Here is a 14,487-nt window from a genome sequence, read left to right on the forward strand (position 1 = left end):
CTCGTAATGCGTAGGTCAAGGGTTCGATTCCCTTAGGCGGCTCAGCGGTTCCGCAGCAGGTCAGCGGGCAAATGACAGGGCCCCCGGGTGGCTACCACCCGGGGGCCCTGTACACATTCTGTACACCCTGTTGCATGTCGCCTTATGCGGCGAGCGGCGCACCAGCCAGCGCGAGTGCGGCACTTCGACCCGCGTCCAGGGCGTCCGCCACCTCATCAAGGCGGTCCGGGAACAGGTGACCGTAGATGTTGAGAGTCATGGCTGCGTCCTTGTGCCCAAGCATGAGCTGGATCACCTTGACGTCGGCGCCAGCCGCGATGGCGAGCGACGCGGCGGTGTGCCTCAGCTTGTGTGGTGTCACGCCAAGCCCGCCTAGGCCAGCGGCCTTCACTGCCGGATCGAAGACCCGGGATCGGAAGTTCGAGTACCGCAGGGGGCCGCCGCTGGGTGCGGTGAACAGGAGATCCCCGGGACCCTTCTCCGCAGCGGCCGTACCCAACTCGTTGGCGAACGACCGAGGGACTGGCACGCTCCGTTTCTCGTGGTTCTTCACCGGACCCAGGGCGAGCACACCCTTCACATCGGTGTAGTTCTGCACGACCCTGATGCGCCGCTTCGGTACGGACAGCCGACCCACCTTGACCGCCGACGCCTCGGCCCACCGGATGCCGCAGTACCCCAGGGTGAGGATCAACGGCCGGTACTCACCAGCCGCAGCGGCCAGCTTCTCCAGCTGTTCGTAGGTCAGGTAGACGTGCTCGTCGTCGTCTTCCGAGCGCGGTAGCTCGTGGTCGGCCGCCGGGTTCGTCGCGATGCGATTCGTCCGCACCGCATGCTTCAACACCATGGACAGCACCCGGTACGTCTTCGTGATCCGGGCCGGACCCAGTGGCTTGCCCCGCCGCCCAGGCTCGTTGCAGAGCCTCGTGATCCACTCGGAGACGTCTTCCCAGCGAACCGCCCCGACTTGCCAGTCACCCCAGTGCGGGATCACGTACAGGTCCAGCAGCTCCCGGTAGTCCCGCTTCGTGGTCCGCCCCTGCTTGCGCAGCGACCCGAACCACTCCTCGGCGACGACCTTCACTGCCGCCTTCCCTGACGCGGGGTCCCGGTAGCTGCCCTTGTTGAGCCTGGCCGTGATGGCGTTCTGCTCGGCCTCGGCCTTCGGGAGCGTGCCGAACGTCTTCGCCTTGCCCTTCCCGTCCGGCCCGTACCAGCGGACCCGCCAGCGTCCCGGCGGCCGGCGCTTGCTCCCCTCGCGCTTCGCGGCCTGCCACTTCTCCATGGACTCCTGGTAGTCCGCGTGGCTCTCCCTGTCCTCAATCCAGACCCGCGCCATCGCTCTCCCCCCTTCGCAGGATGGGCAGGAGCCCGCGCTCCTCCATCCACTCCGTCACCCGCGGCTCGAACGCCTCGGGGTCGTGCTCAACGAGAACCCCTCGGGCGTCGGGCACTTCCTCGGTCGGGGTAACCAGGGCCAGCCCTTCGTAGTTACGGCGCACTCGGGCCAGCTGCTGGATCGACCGCTCCCCGACAGGGGGCGGAGCGGGGAGGCGCAGGACAACCGGCCCGCGCTTCGCCTGCTCCGCACGCCAGGCTTCACGGGCCTCGGGGGCGGTCCAGTCGTAACGCCGCCGTCCGGGCGGAAGGGCGTAGAGCTGGTACTCCAGCATGGCGGTCCGTGCGTCGCCTTCGGGGAGTCGGATGGGTCGCTCGCTGCTGGCCCACGCCCATGCGACATCGGCCGGTACTTCGCCTGCTCCCGTGATGGAGACATGCGCCTCAAGCCCGTCTTCGAGCGGCAGCAGCAGCGAGGCGGGCGAGACGTCGAGGACGAATGCGAGGGCAGCCAGGTCATCGACCGTGACCTGTCGCTCCCCTCGTTCGATCTTCGCGACGGCCGAGGGGGTGATGGGCCGCTCGGCCTTCCGCAGTGCCCCGGAAAGGGCGTAGGTGGTGAGGCCGCGCGCTTCGCGTACCCGCTTCAGGTTTCTGGCCACGGTGAGCGCGGTGGGGCCGTACTTGATGGCGGGGCGGGAAGCGCGCTTCTCGGAAGTCATGCCATGCAGGTTATGCGCTCGTGTCCATCTCATGGTCTGTGGTGGTACCTTCGTGGATGACATGCGTCTACTCTACTCTCTTTAGAGTCCAGATTGAACACGGAGGTTGCGATAGTGGCGGTGGACCAGCTGTTGAGTCCCAAGCAGGTACACAGCGAGTACGGCTTCAAGCCGCAGACGCTCGCGAACTGGCGATGGATGGGGATGGGGCCCGACTACATCAAGACGACCCCCGGGCGCGGCGGTCGAATCAAGTACCGGCGCAGCTCCATCGAGCGGTGGCTCCACGAGCAGACCGTCCGCGGGGGTGCTGCCGCATGACCCGAGACATGGAGAAGCCCGGGGCGGCTACCCCGGGCGTTCTCGACGACCACATGGTGGGTGGGTCTGGTGCGAGCGTACCGCCCCGGCGGGCGGCGCGTCAGCAGCTCGCGGCGAACCCCTTCGGGTTGTCGCTGGCTGAGGTGCGGGCCGAGGTGGCGCGGTGCGCTGGCCGGGGCTGGCAGTTGTGGGAGATCCGGGCGCGGTTCTACCCGGAAGGTGGTGAGCCGCGGTGAGTGGGCGGACGCGTCCGGGGGACGTGGCGGCGTTGTGGGCGTCGAAGCAGGTGACGCAGCTTCTCTCGGGTCTGCCTGAGGGTGTGGCGGTGCCGGAGTACGGCTCTCCGGGGTGGTTCCGGCTGGCGGGGGAGGACCCCCGCCGGCCGGCGGCCCTGATCGGGGCGGCCGAGGCGTGGCGTCGGCAGCGTGACGACCAGGCCCGGTTGGAGGAGCTGGCCGAGAGTGACCCGGATGCCTGGTACGGGGCCGTGTTCGGGCCGGCGGATGCCGAGGCGGCGCGGTTCCTGCGGCGTGAACAGCTCTCCCGGCGGCCGACGTTCGCGGAGATCGCTCGTCGCCGAGCCCACCGGCCGGCGCGCGAGGTGCGGGCGGCCCCCGGCTGGCCCCCGGTCGCGATCCCCGGCCGGCCGGGATGGTGGCGCCACCTGATCGACGGACGGCAGGTCGATCTGCCCAGCCGTGAAGCACCCAACGAGATGGGGGAGGCCGCGTGAGCCTCGATCCTGCGGTGAGGCGGCTCACGGCCGTTGAAACCGTTCCTGGTGACCTGGGGGCCATCCCATGGCCCGAAGAGGACACCCAGGCCGAGCCGGCGCCCCGGCGGGTACTGCGTATCACCAGGGCCTCGGAGATCGAGGCCGAGCCCGTGGTGTGGGCGTGGGAGGACGAAGGCGAAGGCCGCGTCCCCGCTGGGGCGTTGACCGTTGCGGCCGGACGGGAAGGCACCGGGAAGTCGTCGTTCGGCATGTGGATGGCCGCGCACGTCACCCGGGGCACGCTGCCCGGCTCCTTCCAGGGGCGCCCCCGGGGGGTGTTCTACGTCGCCGTTGAGGACTCGTGGAAGCAGACCATCGTGCCCCGGCTCATCGCGGCCGGCGCCGACCTCGACCGGGTGTACCGGGTGGATGCGATCGAGGCCGAGTACGGCGAGACGACCCTCAGCCTGCCGCAGGACAACTCCCTGGTGGAGAAGGCCATCGAGGAGTACGACATCGCGTTGGTGGTCCTTGACCCGCTGATGTCGTGCATCGGCAAGGGCATCGACACCCATCGGGAACGCGACGTGCGGACCGCGCTGGACCCACTGGCGCGCATGGCCGACCGGACCGGCGCGGTGTTGCTGGGGATCGCCCACTTCAGCAAGGGCGCCGGCACCGACCCAGCCGCGCTCATCACCGGGTCTGGGGCGTTCAAGAACGTGCCCCGTGCGGTGTTCGGGTTCGCCCGGGATGACGACAACGAGTGCCGGGTGATGACCCAGGCGAAGAACAGCCTCGGCCGGGCCGACCTGCCGTCGCTGTCCTACAACGTGGAGTCGGCCGAGGTGCCCACCCGGCTGGGGCCGGCGAACGTCGGGAAGTTCGTCTTCACCGGCCAGTCCACTCGCACGGTGGACGAGATCCTGGCGGCCGGTGCCGAGACCGACAAGACCGAGCGAGACGAAGCCGCCGAGTGGCTTCGGGGCTACCTGATGGACCACGGCGGGGAGGCGTCCAGCAAGGACGTCAAGGCCGCCGCCCAGGCCGACGACATCAGCGTGCGCACGGTCCAGCGGGCCATGAGCAAGGCGGGTGTCACAGCCGAGCGGGCAGGGTTCGGGAAGGGCTCCGTCTGGCGCCTGAACCCCCCGAAGCCGACCACGGACAGTGAAGGCGAATCGCCAGTCGCGCCACAGTCGCGCCAGTCGCGCCAAGGTTCTAACCCTGGCGCCAATGGCGCGACTGGTGGCGCGACTGGCGCGGACGCCCAACCCGAGTCACAGAACGTGACTGCCGGGCCGGGGGTGTGCGCGGGCTGCGGGGAGGCCATGGCGCTGATCGAACCGGGCCAGACCGCTCACCCCGGGTGCGACGCTCCGCCCGACAGATGACCCCCCGGGTGGGGGCGGGGGGACCGCTCCTCGCCCCCACCCACCCCATGTCCATCGCGCCGTCGCGAACGGAAGGAGCACGAGCACATGTGGCACAGCAGAGCGCACGCTCACCCGCTCCCTGGCGCCAGACGGCCGGCGGGGAGCGGGCAGGGGTATCCACGCTGTGGACTGCCTGTCGCGCGCGTGCCGCTCGCGTGCGGCCGTGTCAGGCGCGTGCGGCCAGCGGCCAGGGGGCGAACCCGAGGGCGCCCCGGGCGGGCCGCTGGCCGCGCCTGTGCCGTGGTGTGGGACGGCGCCCGCGGCTGGTCCAGCCGGGCGCCGGCCGCTGGTTGGTCGGCCGTTGCCGTGGTGTCGGCGGGTAGGGGCGTGGGCAACGCTCTGACCTGCGGCGATGGAGACCGCCCAGGTGGTGAAGCGCCCGATCGTGGGCATTTCCCCCGTGTTTATCTCCAGCTCGAACGGCTGGTGGAGGAAGGGGCGTTCGCGTCACGGCGCGGTGAACGCCCGGAGACCGCCCAGGTGGTGAGCGTGCTCCCGCCCGGGGTTCTCGTCTTTTGTGAGCGCCGCTCGATGAAGGGAGACCGCTGGTGAGCAGCGACGAGAAGCAGCCGCAAGGGCGGCCGGTGCGGGTGCCGCAGGGCTGGGACCCGGTGACCCGGCGGTGGGAGGAGTCGGCCGAGGCCGAGGAGCCGGAGGCGGCCGGCCACTGGGATGACCGGGTGTGGGAGGGCGCCGGGGCGCGGTGGCGCGCGGACGAACGAGCGGCCCGCACCAGGCACGGGGGGTCGCCGTGGGAGCGGGCATGAGGATGCTCTCCGGCAGCGAGCCGGCCGGGGCTCTGCTGGTGCTGTCGGTGGTGGAGCACGCCGGGCGCCGGCCGGCCGGCGAACTGGTCGTGGATGCCGACCAGGGGGCCGTGATGGACGCGACTGGGGCACTGTGGCTGGTTGACGCTGACCAGGTGGCCCGGGTGCTGGCCCTGACCTGCCCGTGCCGCTGCACCGAGTTGACGAACTACCGGGATGGTGCCGAGACCTCCCGTTCTGTCACCCCTGGCCGGTAAGATCGGAAGCAGGTTGACGACGGCCAGCGAGGCGCCGCCAGCTCTCTCATTCCGGGAGGCCCACAAGGGGGCCCGCGGCTTCGGCCGCCAGCCCCCTTGCCGGCACCCGCGAGGGAGCGGCCATGTCCCGTCCGCTCAGGAGTCCCCGCCCCGGCACGGACGTTGAGCCCGCAACCCCGCCAGCCCCCTCTTGGGGCCCGCGTGAGGAGCCCGCCTCGGCCCGTCCGGGAAGCCATCGACTTCCTCCCTGAAAGGGCCAAGCACATGACCACCACGGTGGACGAACTCCGCGACCAGGCGGCCGGCGAACTGGCCAAGGCGCGCGCCATCTTCGAGCGAGCCGACAGCGAAGGCCGAGAGCTGACCGAGGCCGAGACCAAGTCCGTCAACGAGCACCTGGCGGCCGGCAAGGAGCTGGCCGGCCGGCTGAAGCGGGCCAGCTCCGACGCGAAGATGCGCGACGCCATCGCCCAGCTCGGGTTGCCCCTCGGTGAGGACTACGGCGGCAAGAGCGCCCAGGGCCGCCCGCTGCACCCGCGGGTGAAGGCGTCCGGCGGCTCGACGTGGGGCGAGCAGGTTCTCGACTCCACCCGCGACCACTTCGGCCAGTACAAGGCGCTCGTCCAGGCCGGCTCGGTGCCGGTGACGGTCCCGCTCAGCCCGGAGCCCGTTCGGGAAGCCGTCCCGGTGCTGGCCCTGCGCCAGCTCATCCCCTCGGTGCAGAACACCACCGGCCGCTTCTCCTACCTGCGGCAGATCACCCGGGAGAACAACGCCGCTCCGGTCGCGCCGGGCGAGCGGAAGCCGACCAGCGTCTACACCGTAGAGCGCATCGACGACCGCACCCGCGTCATCGCCCACCTGTCCGAGCCCATCAGCCGACAGGACTTGGACGACGCCCCGATGCTGCGGACCTTCGTGGACCAGGAGATGCGCCTGGGCCTGGAACTCGCCCTGGAAGACCAGATCATCAACGGCAGCGGCACGGGCGAGGAGATGACCGGGCTGGCCCACGTCTCCGGCGCCCAGCAACAGCCGTGGGACACCGACATCCTGATCACCACCCGGAAGGCGATCACGCGCCTTGAGCAGTTCGGCTACCTCAACGGCGCCGGGTGGGTGATGAACCCCGACGACTGGGAGACCATCGAGCTGACCCAGGACAACGAGGCCCGCTTCTACTACGGTGGCCCGGTCACCGCGGTGGACCCCGCCTCACGGCGCCTGTGGTCCGTCCCCGTGGTCACCTCCCCGGCCGCCCCGCAGGGCGCCGCGTTCCTGGCCGACTTCGCCACCGGCACCCGCCTCCAGGTCCGCCAAGAGGGCATGCTCGACTGGTCGGAGAACATCTACGACCCCAACGCCCTGGGCACCGGCCAAGGCGCCTCGGACTTCGAGCGGAACATGATCCGCTTCCGGTTCGAAGGTCGCTTCGGGCTGGAGATCCTGCGCCCGTCCGCCATCGTCGAGGTAGACCTGACGTCGGGCTCCTGACCCCGGATGTGCCGGTTGGCGGGCCCGCGCGCTGGACTGATAGCGTCCCCGGCGCGCGCCCGCCGCCACCTGCCCGCACACGCGGGCGTGGACCGTGGTTCAACGCGCTGGCCGCGCACGCTCGGGGGCCTGCCCGCACACGCGGGCACGTATCGCCCCCGGATACCTGTCCGGTTTGCCCCGGACAGTACCCCGGATACTGTCCGGAATGCCCCGGGATGCGGGGCGGACAGGTACCCGGACAGGCCCCGCCGCGTCCACTCTCTGACCACCCCCCTGTCCGGGGTGCTGTCCGGGGCAAACCGGACAGGTATCCGGGGGGCATCCCGGGGCAAACCAGGCAGCAGCGGCCCTGCTGCGGCGGTGCTACCCACTGCTAAAGCCCAGGTCAGCCGGTGCTATGCCGCTGCTACGGCAGCAACGAACCAAGATCCTTTAGCAGGGGCATAGCACCTCGCGACCTGCGGCTTAGCACCCGGTAGCACCGCGTTAGCACCCCCATAGCAGCCAGGAATGACCCACTTTGGCCCGCTGCTCAGCAGGTGCTCAGCGGTGCTCCGTCGCAGGTCAGCGGCTGCTCAGGCCCTGCTCAGCGGGTGCTCAACCCGGGCGCCTGAGCAGCGGCTGAGCAGCACCCTGAGCGGCTGTGACCTGCGGAAACGCCAGCCTGAGCAGCGCTGAGCACCCCCGTGAGCACCTGCTTTGTCCCGATATGCCGCCCGTTGCTGAGTGTGACGCCTGCCGGGGATGTGCCGCTTTGGTTCACGCGGACTTGATGCGGACTCATGCGAAAAGCCCAGGTCACACATGCGGAGCCTCATGCGACAGGTCGGGTCTTCACGCGATCACTCCGCATGAAGCGGCGCTTCTCCGCATGAGGCGGCGCGTGTCTGACCTGCGGAATCGCATCGGACCGCATGAGGACCGCATGAAGGTAGCCGGGTGTTCTGTCCCGATTCCTCCGAGGCGATGCCGCAGGTCAGCGTGGCGACGTCGAGGCGACGGCATCGCCTCGAACACCCTCCCCATCGCCACGGCATCGCCTCCCTGACCTGCAACGTCGCCTCCCATCGCCACGCCATCGCCTCGGAGGAATCCGGGCGAACCGGGCAGCCCCAAGGGTGCGCACTGAGCCCGCACCCTTTTTCCTGACCCCGGGAAAAAGCCTGGTCAGCGCAGCTTCCCGGAGTTGGGGAGCCACCCGACTCAAGGGGTCCCTGGTGGGGGACGTCCCGGGTACTCACGGATGAGCCCCCTTCGAGCGGTCGTGAGGGGGCGGTCCCGGCGCCGGCCGTCGGCTACAGGCCCCGCTCGGCCCGGCCGGCGTAGATCTCCCGCACCCGGGACGTGAGAGCTTCATGGGCTCGGCTGAAGGCATGACGGGCCACCGTCCAATCCGACGACGCCTTCCCGTCAAGTAGCTGCCCCCCGATACTCCATGCCTCTCGGTACGCGGTGGTAGCCAGTTCGCGAACCTGGTCAACCAGGATGAAGCCGAGCTGGGCCTCTACCGCCTGTTCTTGCGATCTCAGATTGGCAAGAGCCTCAGTGTGGCTCGGTAAGCCCTCACGCTCAGCGGCGGTCATCAGTGCCCGGAAGCTCTCCGATGCTCGCTCGGCCTCTTCTACCGTCGCCCAAAGACGTAGGAGCAGCCGGTGCACCTCAATCAAGTGCTCAAGCTCGAACTCCTCGCGGCGCTCCCTGGCGGCGGTGTCGCGTTCGTGTTGGCGTGCTTCCCGTTCGCGGCGGTCCTGCCGGCTCTCGGTGAAGTAGTCCCGGCCGAACGCTAAGAGCCCGCCGAGGACGAACGTGATGACCGGCCACACGGCCGCGAACCAACCAGACATGCCGGGGAGGCTACCGGCCGGCCGGCGTCCTCGGGGCCCTTTCCCCCCAAGGGGTCCGGGGGTCGCCGCGGGGTGGGCGGCACGCTGTTCCGGTCGTCCGCCGGAGGGGCGTGGAGCCCTTTACGCCCAAGGGCTCCGGGCGCCTCGGTGCGCGGTCGCAGAAGGGGTCTGCGTTGGGCGCACACCCCTTGGGGGTAAAGGGAAGCGGGCGGGGTGCCGGTGGTGTTCCGGTGGGCGCCGGCGGGCCGTTCCGGGGCCGGCTGGCCGGGTGTCGCCGAGGGGCGTGGAGCCCAGTCGGGAATTGGGTTGTGGGCCTCTCGCGGGGGTCCGCCGGGGAGGGGTCGGGAACGCCTCGGAGCCCTTGGGCGCAAAGGGCGGGAACGGGTTCGTGGGCGGCCGGCGGAACACCGGCAGACCCGGGTTGCGGCTCCCGCTCGGGGCCACGCCACGGCCGGCGCGCGGTCTCTCGGCGGCCGGGTGAGACCCGCTCTCCTAAGGCGGTGCTCGGCTCGCTGGCGGGCCTGTGTCGGTGCTGGTCGCATCGCAAATGCCCACCCCTGGAACGGGTCGTGTTCCCGCAGGTCGTTCCTCAAGTCCCCCGGGTGTTTCCGCCGCCCGGGGCGACGGTATCCGGGGCGGGTTGTCGCAGGTCGATTCCCAAAAGGGGGTGGGCGGTGCCGGGACGACGAACGGGCCGCCCGCGACCGGCCCCCGGTGGGAGGGGAACCGGGCGCGGACGGCCCGTCAGGAGCCCGCCGGCTCAGGCGGCCGGCTGGCGGCTCTCAGCGTCGATCCGGGCCAGCAGCCCGCGGGCTTCGACCAGGCGCGCGCGGACGGCATCCAGCTGCTCGATGAAGGCGTCCAGGCCCCGGGCGTCCACCTCGACGGAGTTGTCGGTGTGCCCGTCCTGGGGCAGGAGCCAGACGCTCACCCCGGCCGGGCCGGGGGTGGTGGAGTGCTGGCGCATCTCCGCCGTCAGCAGCGGCCACCGGCTCGCCGGCCGGTAGCCGGCGCGGTCCTTGGGCAACTCCAACTCGATCGGCTCGGTGCAGTGGAACATGTCGTCGGCCGGGTCGTCCCAGAAGGCGTGGTCGGTGACGCACCAGTCGGGGCACTCCACCGTCATCCTGCCGCCGCCCAGGGTGCGGCCGGTGTAGGTCTTCTTCATCGGGTGCTCCTGTGGGTGTCCTCGAAGTGGGTCAGGCCGTCGTTCATCAGCAGCTCGACCGGGGCGCCCCCGGCCCGCCAGCCGCACCCGGGGGCGGTGCAGCGCACCGACCGGCCGGCGCCCTCACCCTCGACCACGACGGGCGTGGCCAGTCCGGGGTAGGCCCGGTCGATGGCGTCGGCGGCCCGCAGGATCAGGGCCCGCTCGTCGGCGGGCCGCTCGGTGAAGTCCCGCCACACCAGGTCGGCCTGGTCGTCCCGCTCAGCACCGGACGCCTCGGACAGCCACACCTCGACCTGGTCCCGGATCATCTCGGCGCTCATGGCCTCCAGGTCCAGGCCGCCCAGCTCGGACAGCCGGTTGAGGAGCGCGGCGAGCAGCTGGTCGCGATCCAGGGCCAGCGCCACGCGCACGACCGCCCGCAGCGGCCCGCGCTCGGACCAGCCGTTGACCGACGTCGGCCCGTAGGCCGCCGGCAACACCTCGATGCTCGGCTCGATGTGGGTCGTCATGCCGCCGCCCCCTGCCGCTCGTCGGCGGCCAGAACCGCGCCGAGGGCGCCCTCAACCGCCGCACGGAGGGCCTCGGCGGCGCCGCGGGCGTCCTTCGCGGCCAGTCGGCCGGCCGCGCTGTCCCCGCGCAGGGCCTCGAACGCGAAGGTGTGGGCGTCGGCGATGAAGGCGCGCACGGCCTGTTGCAGCTCCGGCAGGCTCGGGACGCGCTCCTCGCGCTCCTCGGCCGGCTCGATGAGCGGGTAGAGCATGTCGTCGCCGACGTACTGGGGCTCCCACACCAGCGGCATGGAGTCCCGGTACAAGGCCAGCACCTTCTCGTGCTCGGCGGGAATGAGGGTCGTCTCCCCGCCTTCGGGGGTGTAGAACATGGTCATGGCTCCCACTTCCTGATCTGGTGTGGTCGTGGATCGTCGGGGCCGCCGCCCGCCCCAGGGCCGCAATCCCTGGGGCGGGCACCGGTCGTTCAGATGCCCAGCCGGCTCCGCAGCCGCCGGGACTTCGGGACGGGCCGGCCGTCCTGGTAGGTGAAGTCGGGCTTGTTCAGCGGACAGTCCGTGAAGTCCGCCGGCCGCAGTCGGCGGCTGAGTCGCTTCTCCAAGCAGCCGATGCACAGGAACCCGCCGGCGTCCTTCATGCGGGCCTTGGCCCACACCGAGTCGTGCACCATGTAGAACTCGTCGTCGATGTCCCTGTGGCAGTCGATGCACCAGCCCTTGATGCGGGACTCCGCAGCGATCGGGTCGGCCCAGGGGTTCTCCCGGGTCGGGCGCTTCTTCGGGAAGAACAGCATCAGGCCCCCCGAGTCCGGGGGAGCGTCAGCCGGTAGTTGGTACGCCGGGCCCGCTGGTTGGCGCGTGCGTCCTTCCGCGCAGCCAACTCGGCGCGGGCGGCGGCCCGCTGGCCGTAGCTGGCCTCCCGCTCGATGGCGGCCAGCACCTGGTTCTGGCGGCTGGTCGGGGCCGAGGTCCCCGCGTCCTTCGTGGCGGCCCGCAGGTGCCGCAGCGCGGCCTCCAGGTGCGCGTCACGGGCGGACTGCCCGGCGTCCATCACGGCCAGCTGGTAGGTGGTGCAGATGGTGATGCGGTCCGGCGCGAACACGGCCGCCGGGGAGAGGTGGGGCTGGTTCCAGCCCTCGGGGATCTGCTGCTCGTTGGGGGTGGGCACTGTGGCTCCTTCCTTCGGCCAGGCCTGTCCCGGCTCCCCTTGCCCCTGCCGGGTAGGAGTCCGGCAGGGACGCGGGGAGCCGTCAGGCCGCGGGCTCGAAGTTCTCCGGACGGAAGGTGGACAGCACCGCCCACACCACCGGCCACGGCAGAGCATCGGCCTTGAGGTTGTTGCACGGCTCGCACGCCAGCCGCAGGTTCCGCGGCTTGTTCACCGGCCACAGCCGGTAGGGGATGAAGTGGTCCAGCGTCACGTCCGACAAGTCCTCGGCGAACCGGTGGCCGCAGTAGAAGCACCGCGCGCCGTCCCGCTCAACCAGGTAGGCCCTGATCTGCCGCCGGGTGTCACCGGTCAGACGCGGATAGCCCTTGCGCTTCTTCGCGCTCACCGGTCCGCCTCCCCCCGGGTCTTGGCGGGCAGGTCGAACGACTCCGGCAACCAGGGGTTGCAGTCGTACCGGAAGTTCCAATGGAGCCACACGTCCCGGAGGGTGGCCACCGCCTTCTCGTAGGCGGCCCTCTCGCGTTGGTACGGCGGGTGGGCGGTGAGCCTGTCGCGCCACTCGGCAAGGACCTTCAGCAGATCCTCGACGTACTCCTGAACGTGGTCCGGCTCGCCCAGCTCCTCCTCGATGGACCACAGCTTCTCGACGGTCAGACCCACGAAGTGGGCGGCCAGGTTGGACATCTTCACGACACACCCCCGACCGTGCCCGCGTTCCGGGCGATGGCCTTCCGGACCAGCCGCGCGCCGTGGCGGTCCCGAAGGGCGTGAGCCACCCGCAGGGCCTCGAACAGGTCCAGCAGCGACGGCGCCGGCCGGGCCGAGCGGGAGACCGCCGCCAAGGCGGCCCCCTCGGTCGGCCGAGCCACGTACCCGGCCCTCACCGGCCCGCGCCCGTCTCACGCTGACCGTTGCTGGCCTCGGCGACCAGGCGCCGCACCTCGGCCGCGAACGCCTCGGCCGCGTCCGCCAACTCCTCGGCCTGGTCCAAGTCGAGCGTCACGCCGTCCGCGCCGTCCGGGCGATCGACGGACAGCCCCACGGACTCGTTCCACTCGTCGTCGGCGTACAGGTGGACCGAGGCGAGCATCAACGGCTCGGTCTCGCCGTAGTGCAGACCGGGGACGTCCAGTCGGGCCGTCTTGCTCTGGTGCTCGGTAGGCGCCACCACGTCGTCGCCGTGGTCGCACCACGAGAAGCACGGGGTGGGCTCCGGCTTCAGGTTGGGCCACTCGGTACGGCTGTGCCAGTGCAGGTGGTCCCCGTTGTGGTTCATCGGCAGCTGGCAGGGCCAGCCGTTCGGCGGGGTCAGAGAGGTGGCCGGGCTCCGGTCGTAGCAGGCCGGGGTGTTCCGAGCCAGCGGGCGGTAGGTCACCCGGCGGGCCGCGATCCGGGCCCGAACCTCGGCCAGGTTGAACGACCAGCCCGCGGCGGCGGACGGCCGGCGCTCCGGCTCGTCGTCGCTGAAGGTGGGAGGAACTACAGTGATGGACATGGCTGACTCCTTGGACTGAAGGGTCTTGCCTGGGCCCCGGCCGGTGCTGCCAACACCGCCGGGGTCGCCGCTTTCCGGGGTTCCCCGGTGCGGCCTGAGTCCACAGTACACCCAACTGAGTTCAAAGTGAACTCGCAATCTCAAGGTATTCCCTACCGGAGGTTGGGGGGTGGCTATGTCGCACGGGTGCTCGGTCATGGACTTACGGTGACCGGCGGACCTCGGGTGACGCGGCGGCGATCACGGCGTCAAAGAGGCGACGGAGGGGGCGTCAAAAAGGTGTCGCTAGCGGCGTGTTGGTCGCTACGGTGAGGACATGACCACACCAAACGCCACACTTCGAGCCGTCCGCATCGGAATGCTCATGAGCCAAGACGACTTCGCGCGAGCCGTCCGCGCCGCCGGCCGGCGCACGGGTCGGCCGAATGACGCCACCAAGCGCCTGGTGCAGCGCTGGGAGGCGGGGGAGACCACCAGTCCCCGACCCGTGTACGCCAGGGCCCTGGAAGAGGTCACAGGGCTCCCCATTGAGTCCTTGGGCTTTGCGGCCCCGCTCCCCGTTGGGCGACTCCAGATGGACGGCCGGGGAGGTCACGACGTTGAGCCTGGGGAGGGGCCTGCGGTAACCCCGACTGCCGCGCCACAGGCTGGCCCCAGGTCCAACTACTCGGGTGTCTGGCTCAGCCGCTACGAGTACTTCTCCAGTGGGCGCGATGCCCAATTCGTCGGCCTGCACCATGTCGTCGTGCTCCAGCACGGGGACCGACTCACCATTCGCTCGCTGCCGAACGGCTGCTCGAACGTCAACTCGCCACTGACCATGGACCTGACCGTGGATGGGAGCGTCGTTACGGGCACGTGGGTTGAGCAGACGGCCAAGGAGGGGTACTACCGGGGCGCCAGGTACCACGGGGCGGTCCAGATGCTTGCCGAGCCCACCGGCCGGCGCCTGGCTGGGAAGTGGATCGGATTCGGCAAGGAGATGGACGTCAACACGGGCCCATGGGAGTTGGTCTTCCGGGACGCATCCACCGACCGGGCCACCCTCGCGAAGTACGACCGAGCCCCGGAGTAGCGGTACACATGCTGTACACACCAGCCCGGGATGTGGCGGGATAGATCGAGAGAGCACGGGAGGACAAACGCGCAGGTCAGCGGCCACGGATAGCCGGCTGGCTGGTCGCGAGCACCTCTCGATAGACCTCGTAATGCGTAGGTCAAGGGTTCGATTCCCTTAGGCGGCTC

20 protein-coding genes are annotated in these 14,487 nt (G+C 70.6%); 8 read left to right on the top strand and 12 right to left on the bottom strand.

Annotated features, from left to right (window positions below):
- Positions 1-142 precede the first annotated feature (142 nt).
- Both RM844_RS31715 and RM844_RS31720 read right to left on the bottom strand, forming a co-directional pair.
- Entirely contained in the window at positions 143-1,339 is a 1,197-nt protein-coding gene (locus RM844_RS31715) for a tyrosine-type recombinase/integrase (protein ID WP_311670910.1), read from the bottom strand.
- Positions 1,320-2,060, bottom strand: a complete 741-nt coding sequence (locus tag RM844_RS31720) for a helix-turn-helix domain-containing protein (RefSeq protein ID WP_311670911.1) — start codon at positions 2,058-2,060, stop codon at positions 1,320-1,322. Before RM844_RS31720 ends, RM844_RS31715 begins: the two co-directional genes overlap by 20 nt.
- Positions 2,061-2,180: 120 nt before the next feature.
- Here RM844_RS31720 and RM844_RS31725 point away from each other — a divergent pair, with 120 nt between their 5' ends.
- The 7 genes from RM844_RS31725 to RM844_RS31755 all read left to right on the top strand — a co-directional run bounded on the left by RM844_RS31725 (position 2,181) and on the right by RM844_RS31755 (position 7,050).
- Positions 2,181-2,381 (top strand): helix-turn-helix transcriptional regulator, encoded by a 201-nt coding sequence (locus tag RM844_RS31725; protein WP_311670912.1) that lies wholly within the window; start codon positions 2,181-2,183, stop codon positions 2,379-2,381.
- Positions 2,378-2,617 (top strand): hypothetical protein, encoded by a 240-nt coding sequence (locus tag RM844_RS31730; RefSeq protein ID WP_311670913.1) that lies wholly within the window; start codon positions 2,378-2,380, stop codon positions 2,615-2,617. Before RM844_RS31725 ends, RM844_RS31730 begins: the two co-directional genes overlap by 4 nt.
- Positions 2,618-2,667: 50 nt before the next feature.
- Positions 2,668-3,114, top strand: coding sequence for a hypothetical protein (locus RM844_RS31735; RefSeq protein WP_311670914.1), 447 nt, complete (start codon positions 2,668-2,670; stop codon positions 3,112-3,114).
- Positions 3,111-4,490 (top strand): AAA family ATPase, encoded by a 1,380-nt coding sequence (locus RM844_RS31740; RefSeq protein WP_311670915.1) that lies wholly within the window; start codon positions 3,111-3,113, stop codon positions 4,488-4,490. The genes RM844_RS31735 and RM844_RS31740 overlap by 4 nt, the downstream gene beginning before the upstream one ends.
- A 590-nt stretch (positions 4,491-5,080) precedes the next feature.
- Complete coding sequence (locus RM844_RS31745; RefSeq protein ID WP_311670916.1) at positions 5,081-5,299, top strand: hypothetical protein; 219 nt, start codon at positions 5,081-5,083, stop codon at positions 5,297-5,299.
- On the top strand, positions 5,296-5,556 hold the full coding sequence (locus RM844_RS31750; RefSeq protein ID WP_311670917.1) for a hypothetical protein: 261 nt from the start codon (positions 5,296-5,298) through the stop codon (positions 5,554-5,556). Before RM844_RS31745 ends, RM844_RS31750 begins: the two co-directional genes overlap by 4 nt.
- A gap of 264 nt (positions 5,557-5,820) precedes the next feature.
- Positions 5,821-7,050, top strand: coding sequence for a phage major capsid protein (locus RM844_RS31755; RefSeq protein ID WP_311670918.1), 1,230 nt, complete (start codon positions 5,821-5,823; stop codon positions 7,048-7,050).
- Positions 7,051-8,348: 1,298 nt separating this feature from the next.
- Here the strand turns inward: RM844_RS31755 and RM844_RS31760 are convergent.
- The 10 genes from RM844_RS31760 to RM844_RS31805 form a co-directional block, all read right to left on the bottom strand.
- The gene (locus RM844_RS31760) at positions 8,349-8,897 is read right to left on the bottom strand and encodes a hypothetical protein (protein WP_311670919.1); all 549 of its coding nucleotides are present in this window, start codon (positions 8,895-8,897) and stop codon (positions 8,349-8,351) included.
- Between the two features lie 760 nt (positions 8,898-9,657).
- Positions 9,658-10,065 carry a DUF6907 domain-containing protein gene (locus tag RM844_RS31765; RefSeq protein ID WP_311670920.1) on the bottom strand — a complete coding sequence of 136 codons (408 nt, stop codon included), beginning with the start codon at positions 10,063-10,065 and terminating at the stop codon, positions 9,658-9,660.
- Positions 10,062-10,577: a hypothetical protein gene (locus tag RM844_RS31770; RefSeq protein ID WP_311670921.1), complete on the bottom strand. Its 516-nt coding sequence runs from the start codon at positions 10,575-10,577 to the stop codon at positions 10,062-10,064. The genes RM844_RS31765 and RM844_RS31770 overlap by 4 nt, the downstream gene beginning before the upstream one ends.
- Positions 10,574-10,954, bottom strand: a complete 381-nt coding sequence (locus tag RM844_RS31775; protein WP_311670922.1) for a hypothetical protein — start codon at positions 10,952-10,954, stop codon at positions 10,574-10,576. Before RM844_RS31775 ends, RM844_RS31770 begins: the two co-directional genes overlap by 4 nt.
- Before the next feature lie 89 nt (positions 10,955-11,043).
- The gene (locus RM844_RS31780) at positions 11,044-11,370 is read right to left on the bottom strand and encodes a hypothetical protein (RefSeq protein WP_311670923.1); all 327 of its coding nucleotides are present in this window, start codon (positions 11,368-11,370) and stop codon (positions 11,044-11,046) included.
- Positions 11,370-11,744 (bottom strand): hypothetical protein, encoded by a 375-nt coding sequence (locus RM844_RS31785; RefSeq protein WP_311670924.1) that lies wholly within the window; start codon positions 11,742-11,744, stop codon positions 11,370-11,372. Before RM844_RS31785 ends, RM844_RS31780 begins: the two co-directional genes overlap by 1 nt.
- An 82-nt stretch (positions 11,745-11,826) precedes the next feature.
- On the bottom strand, positions 11,827-12,132 hold the full coding sequence (locus RM844_RS31790) for an HNH endonuclease (RefSeq protein WP_311670925.1): 306 nt from the start codon (positions 12,130-12,132) through the stop codon (positions 11,827-11,829).
- Complete coding sequence (locus RM844_RS31795; protein WP_311670926.1) at positions 12,129-12,437, bottom strand: hypothetical protein; 309 nt, start codon at positions 12,435-12,437, stop codon at positions 12,129-12,131. The genes RM844_RS31790 and RM844_RS31795 overlap by 4 nt, the downstream gene beginning before the upstream one ends.
- Positions 12,434-12,616 (bottom strand): hypothetical protein, encoded by a 183-nt coding sequence (locus RM844_RS31800; RefSeq protein WP_311670927.1) that lies wholly within the window; start codon positions 12,614-12,616, stop codon positions 12,434-12,436. Before RM844_RS31800 ends, RM844_RS31795 begins: the two co-directional genes overlap by 4 nt.
- An 11-nt stretch (positions 12,617-12,627) precedes the next feature.
- Entirely contained in the window at positions 12,628-13,242 is a 615-nt protein-coding gene (locus RM844_RS31805; RefSeq protein ID WP_311670928.1) for a DUF6907 domain-containing protein, read from the bottom strand.
- Between the two features lie 316 nt (positions 13,243-13,558).
- Here RM844_RS31805 and RM844_RS31810 point away from each other — a divergent pair, with 316 nt between their 5' ends.
- On the top strand, positions 13,559-14,317 hold the full coding sequence (locus RM844_RS31810; RefSeq protein ID WP_311670929.1) for an XRE family transcriptional regulator: 759 nt from the start codon (positions 13,559-13,561) through the stop codon (positions 14,315-14,317).
- Positions 14,318-14,487: the final 170 nt, after the last annotated feature.

The organism is Streptomyces chisholmiae (assembly GCF_031845445.1).
In the GTDB taxonomy this organism is placed as follows: domain Bacteria; phylum Actinomycetota; class Actinomycetes; order Streptomycetales; family Streptomycetaceae; genus Streptomyces; species Streptomyces chisholmiae.